Raw genomic sequence first — 20,799 nt, 5'->3', positions numbered from 1 at the left:
AACATACTCGTCTAGTCTCCATACGTCAAGGGAGGCATGGATTGAATTTGGCCGCGGTCATTACAACATTTTATCATACCGAAAGCAACCTCTTATCAGAGACTGCAACTTAATAGTGTTATGATTATGTGCAGGAATCCCATCGAGAAGGAAGTGCGCCTGCTTGTGAATTTTTCTTGGAAACGCAATTTGTTTGTCCTTTGGCTCGGGTGCTTTCTAGTCAGCATGGCATATACCGTCTCCATTCCGTTCATGTCGATCTTTCTGAAGGAAGATTTGGGCGTGGATCATCATTTGGAAGCCTGGACAGGAGTCGTCTTTGCCATTACCTTTCTAGCAAGCTCACTCATTGCTCCATTCTGGGGGTCTTTGGCTGACAAATATGGTAGGAAACCGATGATGTTACGTGCCGGCTTCTGTCTGGCCAGTGCTTATTTTTTGTATTTTCTGGTGCAAAACCCGTATCAACTACTAGCAGCTAGAGCCATTGAAGGCTTATTGGCAGGTTATATTCCAGCAGCCATTGCATTAATTGCCACCAATACCCCGGAGAAAAAAGTTGGGTATGCGCTTGGGATCATATCGACGGCTTCCGCTGCCGCGGCCATTATGGGACCGCTTGCCGGTGGGCTTGTCAGTCATTTCGTAGGAACCAGGGAAACATTCTTCGTCGCTGGCCTGATGGTATTGGTCGCTCTGTTAATCGCGCTGTTCTGGGTAAAAGAACCATCATTCACCAGACCGGAAGGAAAGCGTTCCTCCGTAATCAATGATCTAAGGGAGGCCGCTCAGAATCGCAGCTTAATGATTACTCTGATGATCGTATTCATTACGACCACATCCGTTATGATTGTAGAACCATTACTCACTATATATGTGTTGAAATTGGGTTCCGACGCTTCATCCGCATCTCTGAATGCCGGTATTATTTTCTCAGCGGTCGGGGTAGCCACCCTGATTGCAGCCCCTCAATGGGGAAAACTCGGAATGAAGATTGGATATCAGAAAGTACTCGTTATCGGTCTCATGGGCGGTGCCGTTGGTAATCTGCTGCAAGTTCTGTTTGAAAGCTTATTCGGCTTTGGAACTTTACGATTCGGATATGGTCTATTCTTTGCGGCTGTATTCCCAGCCCTTAATGCGCTCATCGCGGAGAATACCGATCATGCTTTTCGCAGCAGGGCGTTCAGCCTGAACCAGTCGGCAAGCGCCATGGGTTTAATGGTGGGGCCGTTGCTAGGCGGACTTCTGGGCAGCCAAATTCCAATAAAAGCTGTCTTTGTCATGACAGGTGTTGTCCTATTCGTTGTCGCCCTGCTCATTCGTGCACCTAAATACTCCATTGTGCGCCGTAATGTCCCATCCAAACAATTGCCGCAATGAACACAAAAAACCTAGCGTTTGATCGGAAGATCAAAATGCTAGGTTTTTGTCTTACATAAGCGATCAACTCACACACTTCTCCACCAGTACCCGCCCGGAAAAGAAGGTAGCTCCGCCGCCCATATCGGCAATTCGATCTGGTGTAAGAGCATTGACCAGCTTCTTGCCATGAGCCGCGTCCGACCACAGTCCTTGACAGACAACTACACCTGGCAAGACGTCCTCTCCTACTGCTGCTACCAGCTCACATTCCCCGCGCTGATTCCACACTCGGACCTGATCACCTGCAGCAATGCCAAGCCTATCAGCGTCCACTGTGTTCATGTGCAGTTTCAGAGCTTTTTCCATCCGTACATGCTTTTCATTGTTAGCGAATGTGGAGTTGAGGAAATTATGGTTCGGTCCCGGGATGAATAAGAATGGCAGCCTCTCCTCTTCTTCAACCAACGGCGTGTAAGTAGGCATAGGAGGATATCCTTTTCGTTCCATTGCTGCTGAGTAAAGCTCGATCTTGCCGCTCTGTGTCTTCAATTTGCCAGGAAACAGCGGCTTGATCGAAGCTTTCAAGAAGGGCTTCTCCAACAACGCTTCATACGATATCCCTTTCAGATAAGCATTGTACGGATTGTCCAGAGCCTGGCGTATCATATCCTCATCGGAATCTTGCAGCGCTTCGTCCTCATAGCCCATCGCCTGGGCCAACAGTCGAAACACTTCCGTATTGGACTTGCTTTCTTCATAGGGCTCCAGCACAGGCAGTTGAATTTGCACGTAATGATGCCAGTACGACCGATAGAAGTCTGTGTTCTCGAAGGCAGAGGTGGCTGGCAGCACAATGTCGGCATATGCCGCGGTCTCGGTCAGGAACAAATCATGGACAACCGTGAACAAATCTTCCCGCTCCAGACCTTTTCTTACCTTATTTGCCTCAGGAGCCACAACGGCTGGATTGGAGTTGTACACGTACAATGAACGTATTGGCGGAGAATCCAAGTCTAGCAAGGCATTCCCAAGCAGATTCATATTGATCTGCCTTGTTTGCTTCTTTCTCAAGTCCGGTCTTTGAAGCGCAGTAGTATTGTGACTCAAATAGTCTCCATTCCCTTTTATCGCCCCTCCGCCTCGCACAACCCATTGACCCGTCAGCGCAGGCAGACAAGCAATCGTCCTCACGCACATACCGCCGTTGTCATGATGCTGCGGGCCATTCCCGATACGAATGAAGGAGGGCGAAGTGTTCCCGTATAAACGGGCAAGCCGATAAATATGTTCCACAGGCACGCCTGTAATGGAAGACACATGCATCGGGTCATACTGCTGTACGTGCTCGCGAAGCTGTTCATGCCCGACGGTGTATTGCTCCAGGAAATCTTGATCGGTCATGCCCTCAGCGAACAAAATATGCATGATTCCTAAAGCCAGTGCCGTATCTGTTCCCGGTAGCACCGGAATGAACCAATCCGCCCATCGACCGGTCTGATTCTTGTGCACGTCGATGACTATGATCTGAGCCCCGTTCTTGCGCGCTCTCTCCGCTAGTACAACCTGATGCATATTCGTGCTTACAGCGTTGATCCCCCACATGATGATCAGCTTGGCATGAACCGTATCCTCCGGATCCGTCCCGTAGCTTCCGCCCATCGTGTAGCGATATCCTTCCGTACCTGCTGATTCACATATCGTGTAAGCAAGTCTGCTGGCGCCCATGCGATTGAAAAATCTGCGGTCCATTCCCTCCGTACCGATTCGACCCATATTCCCATAAAAGCTATAGGGTAAAATGGATTCTGCACTGCCTTCAGCCTCAATAAGCCCCTTCCAATGAGAAGCAATTGTACTTAAAGCTTCGTCCCAGCTAATCTGCTCGAACTGAGCTTGACCTTTCTTCCCAACACGCTTCAATGGATATTGAAGACGCTTCGGATCATACAGGCGCTCGCCCATATGCCGTACTTTATTGCAGATCGAGCCTTCTGTAACCGGGTGAGTAGGATCTCCCTCGATCTTCACGATCTTCCCAGCGACCTTGTGCACCAAGAGCGCACATTGATCGGGACAATCCAGAGAGCATACAGACTGGAAGACCCCGTCAGGAATATGTTTATATGAACTCATGCTATCCGTACTCCTTCAAGCGTTCTACTTCCGTATCTCTAAGCATACGAAAAAATATAATTTTAGCAAGTTTCGACAAAATCCCGCCTTACTGGTTTCACTCCAGTTCTCCCTTCGCGTTCGTGCTCTTGATGCCTTGTTGCTCACGGTAATCGGAGGGGCTGAGGCCGACATGCTTCAAAAATACTTTCGTAAAATACCGCCGCTGCGGAATGCCGACCGTCTTGCCGATGTGCGTGACACTTTTGTCCGGATGGAGCAGTAGCGATTTCGCTCGTTCCATTCGCCGGCCCGTAACATACTCCACGAACGTCACCCCGAAATGCTGCTTAAACAGCATGCTAAAATAGCTGTAGCTGATACCCAGACGATCCGCCAGTTCTTCAATGCCAAGATTGTCCTCGAGATGACGCTCTATATAATCCCGTGCCTCCAACATAAATTGCTCGCCTGTGCGCTTGTTCGTCACGACACGCAGCCCGTCCTCGACGGTGTCCGCAATTAAACGAAGCAGCCCCTTCATCCCGGCCGACTTCTCCAGCTTACCCCAAACCGCCAGCTCCTGCTCGGCGTTGATCATATCGACCTCGCGCATTTCGCGCAGCAAGTGAACGACGACAAAATGCAACATCTGTTCGGCGCGCACGAACGATTGTCCGGATACGAGCAGCAGATGGTCGCTTAGCTCAACCATGCAGCGTGAGATGTCTTCACGATGGCGTCGTTTCAGTCCCGAGACGATACCCTCGACCGATCTCCACAGACGCTCACCCGAATCCGCTGCGGCCGTAGACTGTTCCGACATGACGACGGCGAGGTCCGTATGCGGCGACAAATAAAGGCAGCGCTGCAGCCGTTTATACCCCGCCGCCAGTTCAGACAGCGTTGCGTCGTGCGGCAGCACGGCAAAACTCACAGGAAGCTTGACGAATTGCAGCACGTCCAACTGCATTTTGGCCGCGAGCCGCATCATACCCGGCGCGTCGCCGTTCAGGCCCGCATGCGAGCCTAGGCTTGAAGCGGCTGTGCCATTCGTGACGTTCCCAGCAGAACCGCTGTCTTCATCACGCTCGATCACGATTGCCCATTCGCCTTCCCGCGGTCGCAGTACAGCGTACCGTAACCCCGTCTCCATCAGCGCATCGTGCAGCACGTTGCCGATGGCGAAATTCCACAGCTTGCGCTCGTCTTCGCTCCACAATCGCGACTTGGCTGCATATTCGTCGATGTCGGCAAGCATAAGCGAGAAGGATACCCGTTCTGTTGACTGCTCACCCCCATCCAGCAGCTCGTTCACGCCAGAAGCGGGAAGATCAAGCAGCACATCGAGCAGCATTTTTTCGTAAGCGAGGTGAACGACGCGGTTCCATTTTTTCTCATCCATCGCACGTTTCATGTTGCGCGAACGGATTTCCATGGCCAGCCGAGCTACCGTCCGCTCCAGCTCCTCATAATCGATCGGCTTCAATATGTAATCGCGGGCACCGTGCTTAATGACCGATCGGGCGTACTCAAAATCCTGGTAGCCGGTGATCATAATGACGTCGCTCGATATTTCAAGCCGCCGCAGCTCTTCCAGCAGCTTGATGCCGTCCATTAGCGGCATGCGGATGTCGCTTATGACGATGTCCGGCCGATGCTTCTCCGCTTCCTCCAGCGCCTGCTTCCCGTTCCGGGCCAGGGCGATGATCTCGATATTGTGTTGTTCCCACGGGATGACCAACTGTAAATTGTGTAGCAGATGAATTTCGTCGTCGACCAGAAGCGCCTTCAGCCTCATGAGCCCGCCTCCATCCTTCGTTTCGGAATCGTGCATTTGATAACCGTTCCCTCACCAGGCGAGCTGCAGATGAACAGGCCAAACGCAGCACCGTAACGTATTCGGATACGGTCGGCTACATTATTTACGCCGAGGCCGCCGAATTCGCTATTCGCACCACCTCCGTCGCCGCTCCACACGAATTCCTCCACATCCACAGCTTCGTCGCGGAACGCCTGCCCGTGCTTCTCCCAGGCAAATTCCGAATGATAGTGGAACGCGGCCAGTCGTTCAGGTGCAATGCCGACGCCGTTGTCTTCTACGGTAAGCGCGATGCCGCCCTGTTCCTCGTCCACCGTTATTCGCAGCATACCCCGATAGGTTATGTTCTCGAATCCGTGCTGAATCGCATTCTCTACAAGCGGCTGCAACGTAAGCTTCTGGACAGAATAGTCCAACAGCTCCTCTGGCACATCGATCACATAATCGAACAAATCCGCGAAACGGTACTTCTGGATCTCAAGGTAGCTTCTCAAATGCTCGATTTCTTGCTGGATCAGGATTTCCTCCTTCTGTTGGATGCTGATCCTCAGAATACTCCCGAGCCGTATCACCATCTGGCTGACCTTCCGTCCTTCATTTTGCATCGCCAATGCGTTGATCGATTCCAGCGTATTGTATAGAAAATGCGGCTTGATCTGCGCCTGAAGCAGCATGAACTCCGCTTTGTTCTTGCGCTCCTGCCCACGCTTTACGTCGAGTAGCAGACGGTCCAGCTGTTGGACGAGCCGATTGAAGCCATTCGCCAGGAAGCTTGCCTCGTCACGCCCATGCACATCGACGCGGACGCGAAAATCACCGCGTTCCACGCTGCGCATGGATTGAACAACGCGCAGAATGATGCGGATAATGCGATTGACGAACAGCAGATTGAACAGCAAGGCAAACACGAGGCAGCCTACCATTACGACCGCCACCCAGCCCATCAGCACATTCGTCTCCCCGGATACATAATGCCACGACGCAATCGAAACAACGCTCCACCCATTCAACCCAAGCTTGCCAAGCTCGAGCTTGTACACAGAGACTAGGCTCTGCACGTTATCGAACTGCATTTTCCGGCTGACATACGGTTCCTGGCCGAGAGCGAACGGTAAGGGCTTGCCGACCCATTCATCCGCCTTGTTGTCGAATACGATCATTCCGCCCGGATCGGCGAGCAGAAAACGGTTCCCCTTGCTCCCGTTCGCGTCATAGGAATGGAACAAGCTGTGCAAATCGTCCATTTGCAGCTGCAGCAGCATCGTGCCTTTCACTGTGAGTGTGTTGAAGTCGCGCACCATGCGCAGCTGTGTCAGCACCGTACTCCCACCCGACAACCGTTTGTTCTCATAGGGCCCCAGCCACAGTGGAAACCCGTTCCGCTCATGAGCCTCGCGGTACAGCGGATCTTGGGACAGATCTTCGAACGAGACACGCTGCTTCCGATCAAGGTCAACGCCGAGCATTCCTCCATCCAGTTGGTAAAAGGAAACCGATTGCAACGAAGGATACGACAGCAAGATGCTCCGCAAATTTCGTTCCGATTCGTATACCTCGAGCCTCGAGCTGGAATTTTGCATATCGATGACCGGGGTGCGCATCATGAAGCTGCTGTAAAACGTGTCGGACAACGAATTGGCCTCTTTGAACACGGACGCGACGTTGCTCCCGATCGCCCGCAGCGTCAGTTCCGTCTGCTCGCCGTGCTTGTTGGCAATGACGTGCTGCAGCAGCAAATATGATACCGCGCCGAGCGCGATAAGCGGGACAACGATGAACCCGAGAAATGCCGCGAACGTTTTGTTGCGCAATTTCATCGCATTCCCTCCCGGAACGTCCATGCGGAGCCGCGCATCCAAGCGAACGGTCCTCTAGCCGATAGTATGGATCAATACCCTTATTATAGCATAGCGACTATTTACCCGAATCGAGAATCTACCATCTCGCCCCGAGGCTTTTGCCCCCGCATACGTGTAACACTTGTCCCGTAATATAGCCCGCCTCGTCGGAAGCGAAGAAGGCTACAACGTTCGCGACGTCTTCCGGCTGGCCGATAACGCCGGGAACAAACTGGCGGCTCAATATTTGCTCTTGCCTTTCTGCGGACATCACGTCGAATACCGGTGACGCAATCGCTCCTGGCGCAATACAGTTAACGGTGACCCCATGCTCGATCAATTCCATCGCGCAAGTCCGCGTTAAGCTGACGACTCCCCCTTTGGCTGCGGAGTAGCTCGACTGTCCGATCCCGCCCATCCACATCCGGGACGAAATATTGACGATTCGGCCATATTTTTGCCTTACGAACGATTTAGCGGCAAAATGTGAGCACAGAAAGGTTGATTTCAAGCTTACATCCAGCACTCGATCCCAGTCTTCCTCCGTTGCCTCATTTATTTTGCCATCCAGCCCGATTCCCGCGTTGTTAACGAGGATATCGATGCCTCCGTAATGCGCAAGCATATAATCGAACATGCGGCTTACTTCTTCCTTAAGCGACACATCGGCTTGAAAGCCAACCGCTTCACCTCCTGCAGATGTGATTTCATGCACCGTCCGGCGCACACTGTCGCCATCGATATCACACACGAGTACCTTAGCCCCCCATTCGGCGAGCTTGTGCGCAGTTGCTTTTCCGATACCGCTCCCCGCTGCCGTGATTAAAGCCGCTCTACCTGCAACCTTCATTGCCGATTTGCCCCCGTTCGTTTGTTCACTTCTCCGTTCCGAGCGTAATGCCGCGAATAAAGCTTCGTTGGAATAGCAAAAAGAAGATAATTAGTGGTATGGCAGCCAGCGTACCCCCGGCCATCGCCAAGCCGTAATTGACGCTCATCTCGCGGTTCACCAAGCCGGATACGCCGAGCGGCAACGTCTTCATGCTGTCGGAGGTAAGCACGATCAACTGCCACATATAGTCGTTCCATACGTACATGAATGAGAAGATGGCTAATGCGCCGAGTGCCGGTGAGATTAGCGGGACGACGATTTGCGCGAAAATCCGGATTTCTCCAGCACCGTCCACCTTGGCAGCATGGATCAACTCGTCGGGAATGTAGCGGACGAACTGTCGAATCAAAAAAACACCGAACGGATAAGCGATCACTGGCATAATAAGACCGGCGTACGAATCCAGCAGCCCCAGATCGGACACAAACAAATAAAGCGGCACCAGCGTCACTTGGCGAGGCATCATCATTGTCGCGATGATGACAAAAAACAGCACATTGCGTCCTGGAAATCGTTTCTTTGCATACGCATAGCCGGCGAGCGAACAGAACAGCAAGATGAAGAAGACAGAAACGACGCCAACGAAAATGCTATTGAACATCCAGCGCATCGCCGGTTGACGGTCCAGCAGCACGCGAAATTGGGTGAAATCGATCGTCTTCGGAAACCAGTCCGGCGGAATTTCCCACAGGGTTATGGCCGGTTTGACCGAACCCGTAACCATCCAATACAAAGGGAAAATAAATACGACCGACACTGCAATTAATAGCACGTAGCGTATCGCAATGGTAACTTTCAATGCGGTTCCTCCTATGCATAGGCTCGAAGATAACGCACTCCTGATAAAGTGCATCAAGCCTTCGAACGAATCAGTCTGAGCTGTACGAGAGCGATAATCATAATAATGACGAACAGGACGACGCCTTGCGCGGAGGCTGCCCCGAACTCCGTTGCTGTGAAGGCGGTACGGTAGATCGTATACACGAGCGTTTCCGTGCTGAAGTACGGTCCACCCCGGGTCAGCAGATGAATGACAACGAAAATTTGGAATGTCGCAATCGTTGTCGTCACCGTAACGAACAGTGTTGTGTTGGCAACGAGCGGCAGCGTAATGCGGAGAAACTTCCGGAACGGTCCCGCACCATCGATTTCAGCCGCTTCATACAATTCTTTGGAGATGCCGTCCATGGACGCCAAATACAAAATAATCGGCTGGCCGACCGACCAGGTGACGACCACGATCACGATCGCCAGAAAGGCGCCAGACGTGGAACCTAGCCATTCGATAGGCCCGACATGGATCAAGCTGAGCAAGTAGTTCAATATCCCGAAGTTCACGTTATACATCCACGCCCATACCATCGTGACGACAACCGGTGTTGCCACGACTGGCAAATAAAAGATAATGCGAAACAGCGTCTTGGAAGATGGCCGCAAATCCTTGATCAGACCGGCGACAGTAAACGAAATGACAACAATGATCGGGACGATAATAAGTGCGAAGTAAAACGTATGCTTCAACGAATTCAGAAATACGGAGTCGGCAAACAAGGTTTTGAAGTTGTCCAGCCCGATAAACGTCTCCGCTTGCATATCCGCTTGGAAGAAGCTCAGGCGGAATGTGTTAAATAGAGGGTAAATAAAAAACAAAGCAACCAGAATCAAATTCGGCAAAACAAAAGCATACCCCCATGCGGGCTCCTTCCATCTATGCAGCGCCGACTTTACCTTCTCGGTTGCGGTTGCTCCACTTAACTTCGTATTCATGGCCTCACTCCATCCGCAGCGGAATCGCTTGCCGCGCTTGTTTGGCTTGCAGCGCTGCTTCTGCCGTCGCCACCGAACGGTTCGCTGCCGTCCCATCGAACAGCAGCTTCTTGTCCTCATCGATCGGACGACCGCCAATGACATCACAAAAATACGCCATTTCCCGCTTCATTACCGTTTGCAGGAAGCGCGGCGGCCTACTCTGTGGATCGCCATAAATGACACCGCCATCCATCCGTTCGTACAATTGCCTGCGCTCCTCGTCATAAGGCACACCATACAGTCCGATCTTCTGGGGTGCCTCGCCTGCACTGCGCAGTTCAATGAGGGACTGGCGGAAATCGATTTTGATCGAGCCTTCCGTTCCGTTGATTTTCATATAATGCTCACCCCAGCGGAAGCCGGACCCGAACTGCAGTGTGCCGAAACCGCCGTTTTCAAAATGCACAGTAAGGAGCAGCACATCATCTTCATCTCCGAAGCCAGGCCCACGGTGCGCCAAATTGTCTGCTGCCATATAAACCGCCGCAGCCGGACCCATGACGGCAATCGCAAAGTCTAGCTCATGGATGTGATGGAACAGATGACCACCCGACTGCAGCTGATTTTTCTTCCAGCTTACTTCCGCCCGCGGCTCCTCCCAGCCCGTTCGCTCCGAGTGGAGCACGATCGGACGACCGATCTTCCCGTCCTCGATCCACTGCTTGACCTGCTCGATCCCTTTCATGAAGTGCATGATGTGTCCGGCCATAAAGCGCACGCCGCTTTGGCGGCATGCTTCCACCATCTCCCGGCAATCTTCCGCCGATAGCGCGACGGGTTTCTCGCAAAACACATGTTTCCCGTTCCGTGCCGCCTGCAGCACCGGCTCTTTGTGCAGGTGATTGGGACTAGTGACGACAATCGCATCGATATCGCCGCGTTCCGCCAGACTCTCCAGCCGCTCTACGACTTCGCAGCCGATTTCCGCGGCGATCGCAGCCGCACTTTTGCCGCTGCCGCCATGGACGGCGATTACACTAGCATCGTCCATCTCATGCAGGATGCGGGCAAATTCGCCGCCGAAGAAACCACAGCCGACGATGCCGAACCTGATCGTTGTTCCGTTCATTGGCATATCCTCTCCGTAACTCGGATACGCCCTGCTCCAGGAACAGGGCGTATCCGGAACCATTAATTTTTGTTGACTTGGGTGATCATATTGTTCGCCTTTTGCGTAAAGTCGGCAACTGCCTGCTTCGGCGTCTTGCTACCGGCGAAGGCGGCCTGCAGTTCAGGGAACCAGAGAGGACGCACGCCTGCGTAAGCTTTGGATTTGTAGCCGAGACTTGCCATCGGGATATTGGCGATTTCCTTCATGATGGTCCGCAAATCAGCATTGTCCGAATCGTACGCGGCATCTTTATGTGCCGGCAAGTAGCCGCCTGCTTTGGACATCGCCTTGATGTTGGCCGGTGCCGACATATACTGCACGAACTTTTTGACAGCCTCCCGCTTGTCTTTGTCGGATTGCTTGAATACGGCAAGACCGATCGCTCCGACATTCGTCAGCTTCATATCCACCCCTGCCTTATGTGGCGGCTTGATGCCGTACAGATCGATATCCGCTTTGACCGACCCGTCCTTCTTGCCTGCCGCGATTATGTTGTACATGCCGGTACCCCATGGAAACATCGCTAGCTTGCCTTGCTTGAACATTTCAAGTGCGTCGACAGCCTGAGTGGTGGCCGCTCCCGGTGCCGCCGTTCCTTCCTTCATCATATCGATCATCGTTTGGATCCATTCAACCGCTTCCGGGTATTTATCCATAACGACCTCGGTCTGTTCATCATTCCATTGCTTGCCGCCCATGTTGAAATACCGCTGCATCATCATTTCGTCGCCCTGCTCATTCAGAGCGTAGAATGCCGTTCCGAACACGCCGCTGCCCGACACTTTCTTAAGTGCATCGCGCATCTCGTCAAGTGTCCACTCCCGATCTTGCGGGATTAAACTTTCCAACCCTTTGTTTTTAAATATCGTCCGATTCAAGAATACGATTTCCGGATGGTCCCACAGGGGGAGGCCGTGAATTTTGCCGTTGATCGTTATAGCATCGATCATGCTTTTGTTGAATTGCGACGGGTCGTAAAAATCGTTGATGTCTTCCACTTTTCCGCTGTTCACGTATTTAATCAACCGTTTGCCTAGCGCGTCCATGACAACGTCCGGCTGGTTGTTTCCGGTCAACGCGACCGTAATCGCCTGCTCGATCTCGCTCGCCCCGATCAACTTGTACTTCACCTTGATGCCCGGGTTCTTCTCTTCGAACGTAGCAATCATCGCTTTTTCATAATCACCGTATTCCGGGGATTTGACCCCTTCCACATTTAGAATCAAAGGCGAACCCCAAAATTCTATCGTGATTTGCTTGTCAGATCCGCTGGGCTTAGCGGGACTGCTTGGCTTGACCGTACTTGCGGCCTCATTATTCGCCCCACCGCTGCAGCCTGCTATTACAGACGCAACTAGCAAAACGAGCGCTGCCACAATCAGCATTCTCTTTTTCAAAATCGATCCCTCCCTATTGAACTGCTCATGGTTGGTTCCTTGTCCTTGCTCGTTTCCTCCTCTTGAATTCTAGTATAAAAGCAAAAGTAGTAAGGTGGCAGGTTCATATTTCGCCAAGCGGGGAGAAAATTCGCTGATGGAATGTGTGGGAAAGACAAGAAAAAGCAGTTTCTCCAGAAGATCTCTGCAAAAACTGCCTTATCCAAACTCAATCGAAATCGTAACGCTGCTCTTTAAAAGGATTTCCGTACATATGGTAACCGTTTTTCTCCCAAAAACCCGGCTTATCCTTAGCCATGAACTCGATGCCGCGCAGCCATTTGGCGCTCTTCCAAAAGTACAGATGAGGCACAACCATCCGCATCGGATAACCATGCTCGGGCGTTAACAGTTCGCCGTTATGCTTGATGCCGAAGAAGCTGGTCTCTTTCAAGAAATCCTCTAACGGCAAATTGGTAGTCCAGCCATGCTCCGCATGCAGCATCACGTATCCCGCCTCCGGCTTGAGCTTGGCTCGACTCATAATCGTCGATACGGGCACGCCTTCCCACGTATTATCCAGCTTCGACCAAGTGGTCACACAATGGATATCATTGTTGAACTCCTGACGGGGCAACGCCATGAACTCCTTATAGCTGATCTCAACCTCTTGGTCCACAAGTCCGAATATACGGAAATTCCATTTGCTCATATCGCGATAATACGGAACATCTCCATAGTGGAGAACGGGAAAACCTTGCGTGACGGTCTGGCCAGGGGGAACTCGGCTAGGATCTACACTTGGTGTATCAGACTTAAACGACATGCAAACGCCTCCCTTTTAACTTAGTTTGACACATACCTTAGGTTGCCATTTTTTCATTATATCAAACAGCACCTTACAACTAAAGATCAATCAAAACGCCGGAAAAGATCACTCCAGAAATCCCACAGCTGTCCGCGATGCAAAGCCAACAAAGACCCTGCCGACAAGGCAGGGTCTTCCGTCCACTATATTCCTTCGGCCGATCAGCCAGTTATTCCCGCACCAGCACGCACCTGGAAGCCTTTAGGTAACAAGGTCCGGGAGATCTTGACCAGCTTGCCTGGCACAATCTGATTCTCTGCTATGACCGTTATCTCGTTATAGTCCAGATATCCAATAGTAGCGCCATCCTCGATGATTGCGCCCTCTGCAATGATGGCCTTATGTATCGTAACATTCCGGCCAATCTTCACATTCGGCATAATGATACATTCGGTAATAACGCTACCCATGCCGACTTCCACATCAGAGGCTATAATAGAACGCTCAATCTGAGCATTTCTTTTTGATTTATGGCTGTATGCCACAGCAGATGCCAGTGTACGCAGAGGCCATTCTTTGCGATTTAACTGAAAGAGAGGCTTGTCCTCTAGCAAATCCATATGGGCTTCCCACAACGATTCTACCGTCCCGACATCTCTCCAATATCCTCGGAATGGATAGGCCTTCAAGCGAGCACCCTTCTCCAACATGCAAGGAATGACGTCTTTACCGAAATCGTGAGAGGATTGATCATTCTGCTCATCTGCGGACAAGAAAGCTTTTAATACGCTCCATTTGAAAATATATATACCCATCGAGGCCAAATTACTATCTGGTTTACCAGGCTTCTCCGTGAAACGGGTCACTCGGTGATCCGAGTCAGCACTAATAATCCCGAAGCGGCTAGCTTCCTCCCACTTAACAGGCATGACAGAGATCGAAACATCGGCATCTGTCTGCTTGTGGAACTCTAACATATCCCTATAATCCATATTGTATACGTGATCGCCAGAGACGATTAACACATATTCCGGATTGAATTGTTCAATGAAGCTGAAATTTTGATACACCGCATTAGCTGTGCCCGTATACCAGCTTGTCCCCTCTGGACCTTCAACTGGAGGAAGGATCGATATCCCGCCATCCGCTCGATTGAGATCCCATCCAGTCAACTCGCCAATATGGGAATTGAGTGCAGAAGGTTTATATTGGGTTAGAACACCTATTGTGTCTATACCAGAATTTATACAATTGCTCAAAGAGAAGTCAATAATCCGATATTCCCCGCCGAAACGAACGGCAGGTTTGGCTACATTTTGAGTCAACACACCAAGACGCGTGCCCTCACCACCTGCTAAGAGCATGGCTACACATTGTTTGCTAGACATTCATTTCACACCTTTCGGGAAAAGTTATCAATACTCCTATATACCCTTTTCCCTAAGGTGTGAAACAAGATTCATCAGATTTACTTTAATGCTCGGCGCAAAATTCGGTAGCCAAACGGCTCCAATTCTATGTGCATAATCCCTTTTGAAGGACGAACCTCTTCACCGGTAAGCGCATCCTGCCAATCTTCGGTTTCCATAGGATGAGAGACTACCGTATGTTCTTCCGAGTTATTCATCCAAAGCGTGAAATGCAACTCCTCATCAATACGCTCGTAAATAATTCGTTGGTCGTCAGGATCCGCTTTTAGAAATCGGAAGTACCCGCGCTGCAGCACTTTATTTTCTTTGCGAAGATGGATCAGCATTTTATAAAAGTCGAACAACTCATTATCCCTTTTAACCGGATTCCATTCCATACAAGAACGGCAGTCCGGATCGTCCCCACCTTTAAGACCAATCTCATCTCCATAGAAAATACACGGTGTACCAATATAGGTCAGCAGGAATACAACACATAGCTTAAGCCTTCGTTTATCCTCGCCAACTCTGGTTAGCACCCTTGCCGTATCATGGCTGCACAGGAGATTGAAGATCACCTCGCTCGTTTGTTTTGGATACCTGATCAGCAAATACCCCATGTTGTTCGCAAAAGTGAAGCCATCCGTATTAGATTGCGAGAAAAACTCCAACACTTTATTGGAGAAAGGATAGTTCATAACGGAATCGAATTGGTCACCTAACAACCACATAATCGAATCGCTCCACACTTCCCCTACAATATAAGCATCTGGATTAGCGGCTTTGACTCTTTGACGGAACTCCCGCCAGAAATGATGATCTACTTCATTCGCGACATCGAGACGCCAACCGTCAATTCCAATTTCACGTATCCAATATTCCGCAACGTCTAGCAAATACTGCTTCACTTCTGGATTTGCCGTATTGAACTTAGGCATATCCCCATAGAAGCCGAATGTGTCGTAAGTGGGTATGCCGTCCCTCACCTCAAGCGGATACTCGTTCACATGGAACCATTCTGCATATTTGGAGTTTGCTCCATGCTGCTGGACATCCATGAAAGCGGGGAATCGCTCACTGCAATGATTGAACACAGCATCGAGAATGACTCGAATCCCGTTCTGATGACATTTCTCCACCAATTCCTTAAGTAGTTCATTACTCCCAAAATGAGGATCTACTATTCGATAATCGACTGTATCGTATTTATGGTTGGAAGGGGCCTTGAACACAGGAGTGAAGTAAATGGCGTTAATCCCGAGATCGACCAGATAATCGAGATGGTCCACCACCCCCTGCAAATCCCCTCCGAAATGATTGTATAAATCAGGCCTTCCCCCCCACTCTTGCACATATTCAGGGTCATTGGAGGGATCCCCATTCGCGAAACGATCAGGTAATATTTGATAAAATACCGCTTCCTTAGCCCACTCCGGCACTCTGAATAGATCATTTCTGTGTATATAAGGTAAATCATAATATCCGCCTGGCGGATAAGGCTGTTCTGAGTAGACACCTGATTCAATCATCCATAATGTCTCTGTTCCCGAGCGAATACGGAACCCGTAGCTGAACCGTTTGTGCTCTGGTTTCACTTCAACCTGCCAATAATCGAACATCGCATCCGAATTTGCTTTTTCCATGGAATATTCGGCATAGAATCGGTCCCAATTATACTTATCCCCCGTTATAGCTGATACTTCCTCCACATCATCTCGCTTAGTACGCAGGCGCAAATGCACAGTCTCTTCATCGTAAGCATATGCCCAGTTGTTCCTTGTTCCATGATAAAAGCTTTCAATCTGCATATAAGGCCTACTTTCTTCTGATATGGGTAATAAGTAATGCTTACCCTGTTGTTTGTCGATCTAATCATAAATTCCCAATATACGTCTGATGGGGAAAGAGGTAATATAGGTTACAAAGCTCATTAAATGGACAATATTTGTTTAGGTTCTGGAGGGATTTACCAGTGGCATTCAAAGAGCTTCTTAATCGCCGACGCAGCATTTGGCTGACCTGGTTGTTGTCCTATATGACGATCCTGCTATTGCCCATCCTTCTTAGCATGTTCGTATATTCGACCTCAAGCCGAACACTCGAGGATGAGATTCACCAGGCGAACAACGCTTTGCTGAATCAAGTACGGGAAGCTATGGACAATCAATTTCAATCGATGGAACGTCTGAATATCGAGTTGACCTGGAATGTTGAGGTGCAATCCTTGTTGTACTCCAACAAATATTTGCACAGCCCTAACGACTACGGATACGATTTGTATCATATTTCCCAGGAGATGCTCTTGTATAAGACCGCGTATTCGCAAGTCGACTTCTTCTACGTTTATTTGACCAAGGCCAATATGGTACTTTTGCCCAGCATGGTGCGTGAGGGCTCATTCGCATACACTCATATGCACCAAACATCCGATTTAACCTATGACGATTGGATCCATCTAATGAAACAAACTGATTTCAAAGGTTTCCAGCCCATGATTCGCGTAGACGCTAACGGTAAGCAGACTAAGGCCGTAGCTTACCTAAGCACCTATCCTGCTGCTAACTCTGAATCTGTAGGTACGAATGTTATTATGGTTGACCAATCGCGAATATTAAGCTCGATCCAGAACGTCGAGCTTTTCAACAAAGGTTATGTACTCATTCTTAATGAACAGAATCAGCCGCTAGTATCGAACACGGATGTGGCTGTAGCCGAACATTTTCCAACCAATAGTATGTCTGATTCAACCGGGCTCTTTTATCACACAATGAATGGACAGAAATTCGAAGTATGGTATATGAAATCCGAGCAATCGGGACTGAAATACGTCTCCATGATTCCAAGCAGTCTGTATTGGGAGAAAGCGGAGTATGTGCGAAACTTAACCGTTATTAGCATCTTGATCAGCTTGATTGGCGGCGTGCTCCTGTCCACCTTCTTCTTACGCAAAAATTACAATCCGGTCAGACGATTAATGCAATCGTTCTCCGGACAATCTCAAGTGTTCAAGAATGGTGTTAATGAATTCGGTTTCATTCAACAATCCATTGACCAGACATTAATACAGATGGAACAACAGCGCAACCTGATGAGATCTCATTTCATTGGCCGGCTTTTAAAGGGCAGATTGGACAGTCAAATCCCTATTTCCGAGTCACTCACCACATTCCAGATGCGATTCGAATCCGATCAGTTCGCCGTTATTCTGTTCTATGTGGAACCGTCTGGACTTTTCTACAACAGGATTAAGGGCATGGATCCCGAGGAGAAACGCAAGCTGCTCTTGTTCATCGTAACCAACGTAGTAGAAGAATTCACTGGTCAGAATAACCTGGGCTACGTAGGGGAAATCAATGAGACTATGGCTTGTTTAGTAAATTTCAAACAAACCAATGAAATGGAACAGCGGGCTGATCTGCGGCGTATAGCAGAAGCCTCCCAACAATTTTTGCATGATCATTACCATCTTAATCTTACGGTATCTCTAAGCTCGATTCAGTCCACTTATGCGGGAATTACGCGTGCATATTCAGATGCGCTTGATGCCCTCGAATATAAGTTGGTAATGGGCAGCAATGAGATTTTGTCCTATGATGATATTCATAAACGAACGAATGATCATGAACTCGGTTATTATTATCCCTTGCAGGTCGAACAGCAGCTCATCAATCTAGTCAAAACAGGGGATTACGAGAAGGCGAAGCAGACCTTGGATGAAATCATCACAGCCAATTTCCAGCATTCTACCGTGTCTGTAGCATTTGCCAGATGTTTGATGCTTAATTTGGTCAGCACCCTGATTAAGACGATCAGTGAGATCGGCAGTTTGCAAGAAAGCTTTCTAGTGCAGAATCCTAAGCGTATAGCGCGCCTGACCGCATGTGAGACGATCCAGGACATGCATCAGCAAATGACGGAATTACTGAAGCAGGTATGCGACTATACCTCGGTCAAACGCCAGCAACAAATGCAGCATAACCGTAAACATACATTGGATGATCTCATGGATCGTGTAACGGAGTGGATCGAACAGAATTATAACGATCCGAACTTGAATATAACAACGATCGGCTGCCAATTCGATATGAAAGCGACTTACTTGTCCAAGCTGTTCAAGGATCATTCTGGTGAAGGCCTCCTAGACTTTATTAACAAGAAACGGATCGAGAAGGCCAAACTGCTACTATCCGAACGAGAAAAGAGCATTAATGACATTTCAGGCTGCGTAGGCTTCAATGATGTGAATGCGTTTATCCGCACTTTCAAGAAGTATGAGGGGATTACCCCGGGCAAATTCAAGGAAATGCTTGAGCCATAGCGAGGAACAGCCTGGCTCTGAGAGAAGGAATAATCCAGTTTTCAGAAAGAGCGGGAAAAGCGCGTCACTGTGCAGTTTCCCGCTCTTTTTATACCCCTGATAACCGTTAGTATTGTTCTTTTTGCAGATGCAATTGGAGTTTTTGCATACCTCGAATACAGAACTCACGATCGAATTGGATATATTTACGATTGTTGTTTTGTAAGCGTAATCATATTATGAGGACACGAGACTCATCCTAATAACGGTCTCGAGGCAACCCTTGTCCATTCGAATTCAGGAGGTCAACTAATGAAAAAAAGTAAAGTAAAGCTCTTAACTGCTGTGTCGGCCGTGCTTGCAGTAAACAGTTTATTGGTAGCATGCTCGTCAACAAAAGAGACCGACAACAAGAGTTCCACTCCTGCACCTTCAACAGCAGCATCCACCGCTCCTTCAGCAGCTACAACTTATCCGATGAAGACGACTACGACATTATCATTCTGGCAAGAAATGACAGGCAATCTGACAGGCGTTAAATCTTCGCAGAACGATGTACCGTTCTATCAGGAGTGGCAAAAGGTAACCGGAGTACCAATTAAATATATTACGGCGCCTCCTAACCAAGGCAAAGAAGTGCTGAACGTCATGCTCGCCTCCGGAGATTTGCCGGATATGATTGATTACAACTTCTACACCTTCCCAGGAGGTCCAGAAAAAGCGATCAAGGACGGCTACATTCTGAAATTAAATGATGTTATTGATAAATATGCTCCTAACCTCAAGAAATATTTGAAGGAAAATCCGGAAATCGACAAAATGACAAAGACCGATAACGGCAGCTATTATGCCTTCCCGTTCATCCGCGGAGATGATTATCTAAAAGTATTTCAAGGTCCTATCATTCGTAAGGACTGGTTAGACGAGCTCGGCTTACCTATGCCAATTACGATCGATGATTGGTACATTACCTTGAAAGCGTTCAAAGAAAAGAAAGGCGCGACGGCTCCCGTTTCTTTCGTAGGGTTACCAAGACCTCTTAACGAGTTCTCGAATGGAGCTTTTGTTGGTGCATTTGGGATTAACCGCAATTTCTACATGGAGGGCGGCAAGATCAAGTTTGGGCCGATGGAGCCTGGATACAAAGAGTTCCTGGCCACTTTCCGCAAATGGTATGCAGAAGGCTTGATCGACAAAAACTTGGCAACGGCTGACGTAAAAGTGCTTGATGCGAACTTCGTATCGGGAGCAACTGGAGCAACTGTCGGTAATGCAGGCGGCGGTATCGGCCGTTGGCAGCCTCTAATCGAAGCCAAAGATCCTAAAGCGATGCTGGCCGCTGCGCCATATCCAGTTCTTAAGAAAGGCGACACGCCTAAGTTTGGTCAAAAAGACTTCGCCTTCTCTCCAGGGGGGATGGTTGTCATTACTGCCAAATCGAAAAATGTTGAGCTTGCAGCCAAAATGCTCGACTTCGGTTACAGCAAAGAAGGCGGATTGTTCTTCAACTTCGGTACAGAAGGCGTCAGCTACAAAATGGAAAACGGCTATCCGAAATACACGGATCTGCTGATGAAGAACCCGGATAAACTCGTTCCAGCCCAAGCTATGGCCCTTCACATCCGTGGTAACAGCGGCGGTCCATTCATTCAAGACAAACGTTATATCGAGCAATACCTGGCTCTGCCATCCCAGCGTGATGCTGTTGCAACCTGGGCGAAGACTGACGTGGATAAATACCAGCTGCCTCCAATCACACCTACACCTGAAGAGAGCACAGAGTTCGCGAAAATTATGACCGATATCAATACTCTGGTTGATGAAATGACACTCAAAATCATTTTGGGCACAGAGTCTGTAGACTCCTTCGAGAAGTACGTTGACAAAATGAAATCTATTAAGATCGACCGTGCCATTGAAATTCAGGCCGCAGCACTGGATCGTTACAACAAACGTTAAT

Annotated in this window: 14 protein-coding genes and 1 pseudogene; 3 read left to right on the top strand and 12 right to left on the bottom strand. The window is 49.4% G+C overall.

The window, feature by feature from the left end; translation table 11 throughout:
* The first annotated feature begins 165 nt into the window (after positions 1-165).
* Entirely contained in the window at positions 166-1,383 is a 1,218-nt protein-coding gene (locus AC58QD_RS16700) for an MFS transporter (protein ID WP_497335206.1), read from the top strand.
* Positions 1,384-1,446: 63 nt separating this feature from the next.
* Here AC58QD_RS16700 and AC58QD_RS16695 read toward each other — a convergent pair whose 3' ends face one another.
* The 12 genes and pseudogenes from AC58QD_RS16695 to AC58QD_RS16640 form a co-directional block, all read right to left on the bottom strand.
* Positions 1,447-3,498, bottom strand: coding sequence for a molybdopterin oxidoreductase family protein (locus AC58QD_RS16695; RefSeq protein ID WP_497335204.1), 2,052 nt, complete (start codon positions 3,496-3,498; stop codon positions 1,447-1,449).
* Between the two features lie 97 nt (positions 3,499-3,595).
* Positions 3,596-5,278: a response regulator gene (locus AC58QD_RS16690; RefSeq protein WP_497335202.1), complete on the bottom strand. Its 1,683-nt coding sequence runs from the start codon at positions 5,276-5,278 to the stop codon at positions 3,596-3,598.
* Entirely contained in the window at positions 5,275-7,116 is a 1,842-nt protein-coding gene (locus tag AC58QD_RS16685; protein ID WP_497335200.1) for a cache domain-containing sensor histidine kinase, read from the bottom strand. Before AC58QD_RS16685 ends, AC58QD_RS16690 begins: the two co-directional genes overlap by 4 nt.
* Positions 7,117-7,234: 118 nt before the next feature.
* Positions 7,235-7,987 (bottom strand): SDR family oxidoreductase, encoded by a 753-nt coding sequence (locus AC58QD_RS16680; protein WP_497335199.1) that lies wholly within the window; start codon positions 7,985-7,987, stop codon positions 7,235-7,237.
* A gap of 25 nt (positions 7,988-8,012) precedes the next feature.
* Entirely contained in the window at positions 8,013-8,828 is an 816-nt protein-coding gene (locus AC58QD_RS16675) for a carbohydrate ABC transporter permease (RefSeq protein WP_497335197.1), read from the bottom strand.
* 53 nt (positions 8,829-8,881) lie between these two features.
* A complete protein-coding gene (locus tag AC58QD_RS16670) occupies positions 8,882-9,796 on the bottom strand; it encodes a carbohydrate ABC transporter permease (RefSeq protein WP_497335195.1) in 915 nt (304 codons plus the stop codon).
* Positions 9,797-9,800: 4 nt separating this feature from the next.
* Positions 9,801-10,583: a Gfo/Idh/MocA family protein gene (locus AC58QD_RS16665; RefSeq protein WP_497335432.1), complete on the bottom strand. Its 783-nt coding sequence runs from the start codon at positions 10,581-10,583 to the stop codon at positions 9,801-9,803.
* A 12-nt stretch (positions 10,584-10,595) separates the two neighbouring features.
* Positions 10,596-10,907 (bottom strand): annotated as a pseudogene (locus tag AC58QD_RS16660) (Gfo/Idh/MocA family protein); the annotation flags it as partial.
* Between the two features lie 62 nt (positions 10,908-10,969).
* Positions 10,970-12,346, bottom strand: coding sequence for an ABC transporter substrate-binding protein (locus AC58QD_RS16655; protein ID WP_497335193.1), 1,377 nt, complete (start codon positions 12,344-12,346; stop codon positions 10,970-10,972).
* 208 nt (positions 12,347-12,554) lie between these two features.
* Positions 12,555-13,151, bottom strand: a complete 597-nt coding sequence (locus AC58QD_RS16650; RefSeq protein ID WP_497335191.1) for a sulfite oxidase-like oxidoreductase — start codon at positions 13,149-13,151, stop codon at positions 12,555-12,557.
* Positions 13,152-13,354: 203 nt separating this feature from the next.
* Complete coding sequence (locus AC58QD_RS16645) at positions 13,355-14,521, bottom strand: glucose-1-phosphate adenylyltransferase (RefSeq protein ID WP_497335189.1); 1,167 nt, start codon at positions 14,519-14,521, stop codon at positions 13,355-13,357.
* 80 nt (positions 14,522-14,601) lie between these two features.
* Positions 14,602-16,350 (bottom strand): alpha-glycosidase, encoded by a 1,749-nt coding sequence (locus tag AC58QD_RS16640; RefSeq protein ID WP_497335187.1) that lies wholly within the window; start codon positions 16,348-16,350, stop codon positions 14,602-14,604.
* A 164-nt stretch (positions 16,351-16,514) separates the two neighbouring features.
* Here AC58QD_RS16640 and AC58QD_RS16635 point away from each other — a divergent pair, with 164 nt between their 5' ends.
* Together AC58QD_RS16635 and AC58QD_RS16630 are read left to right on the top strand one after the other, a co-directional pair.
* Positions 16,515-18,860 (top strand): AraC family transcriptional regulator, encoded by a 2,346-nt coding sequence (locus tag AC58QD_RS16635; RefSeq protein ID WP_497335185.1) that lies wholly within the window; start codon positions 16,515-16,517, stop codon positions 18,858-18,860.
* A gap of 291 nt (positions 18,861-19,151) precedes the next feature.
* Positions 19,152-20,798, top strand: a complete 1,647-nt coding sequence (locus AC58QD_RS16630; protein ID WP_497335183.1) for a type 2 periplasmic-binding domain-containing protein — start codon at positions 19,152-19,154, stop codon at positions 20,796-20,798.
* Position 20,799: the final 1 nt, after the last annotated feature.

Source organism: Paenibacillus sp. J2R1T-4, assembly GCF_059692235.1.
This window is presented reverse-complemented; position numbering and strand designations above follow the sequence as displayed.

Coding starts and splice junctions, on each gene's coding strand:
- AC58QD_RS16695 (WP_497335204.1), bottom strand. CDS start 3,498: ATGAGTTCATATAAACATATTCCTGACGGGGTCTTCCAGTCTGTATGC.
- AC58QD_RS16690 (WP_497335202.1), bottom strand. CDS start 5,278: ATGAGGCTGAAGGCGCTTCTGGTCGACGACGAAATTCATCTGCTACAC.
- AC58QD_RS16685 (WP_497335200.1), bottom strand. CDS start 7,116: ATGAAATTGCGCAACAAAACGTTCGCGGCATTTCTCGGGTTCATCGTT.
- AC58QD_RS16680 (WP_497335199.1), bottom strand. CDS start 7,987: ATGAAGGTTGCAGGTAGAGCGGCTTTAATCACGGCAGCGGGGAGCGGT.
- AC58QD_RS16670 (WP_497335195.1), bottom strand. CDS start 9,796: ATGAATACGAAGTTAAGTGGAGCAACCGCAACCGAGAAGGTAAAGTCG.
- AC58QD_RS16665 (WP_497335432.1), bottom strand. CDS start 10,583: ATGGTGGAAGCATGCCGCCAAAGCGGCGTGCGCTTTATGGCCGGACAC.
- AC58QD_RS16650 (WP_497335191.1), bottom strand. CDS start 13,151: ATGTCGTTTAAGTCTGATACACCAAGTGTAGATCCTAGCCGAGTTCCC.
- AC58QD_RS16645 (WP_497335189.1), bottom strand. CDS start 14,521: ATGTCTAGCAAACAATGTGTAGCCATGCTCTTAGCAGGTGGTGAGGGC.
- AC58QD_RS16640 (WP_497335187.1), bottom strand. CDS start 16,350: ATGCAGATTGAAAGCTTTTATCATGGAACAAGGAACAACTGGGCATAT.
- AC58QD_RS16630 (WP_497335183.1), top strand. CDS start 19,152: ATGAAAAAAAGTAAAGTAAAGCTCTTAACTGCTGTGTCGGCCGTGCTT.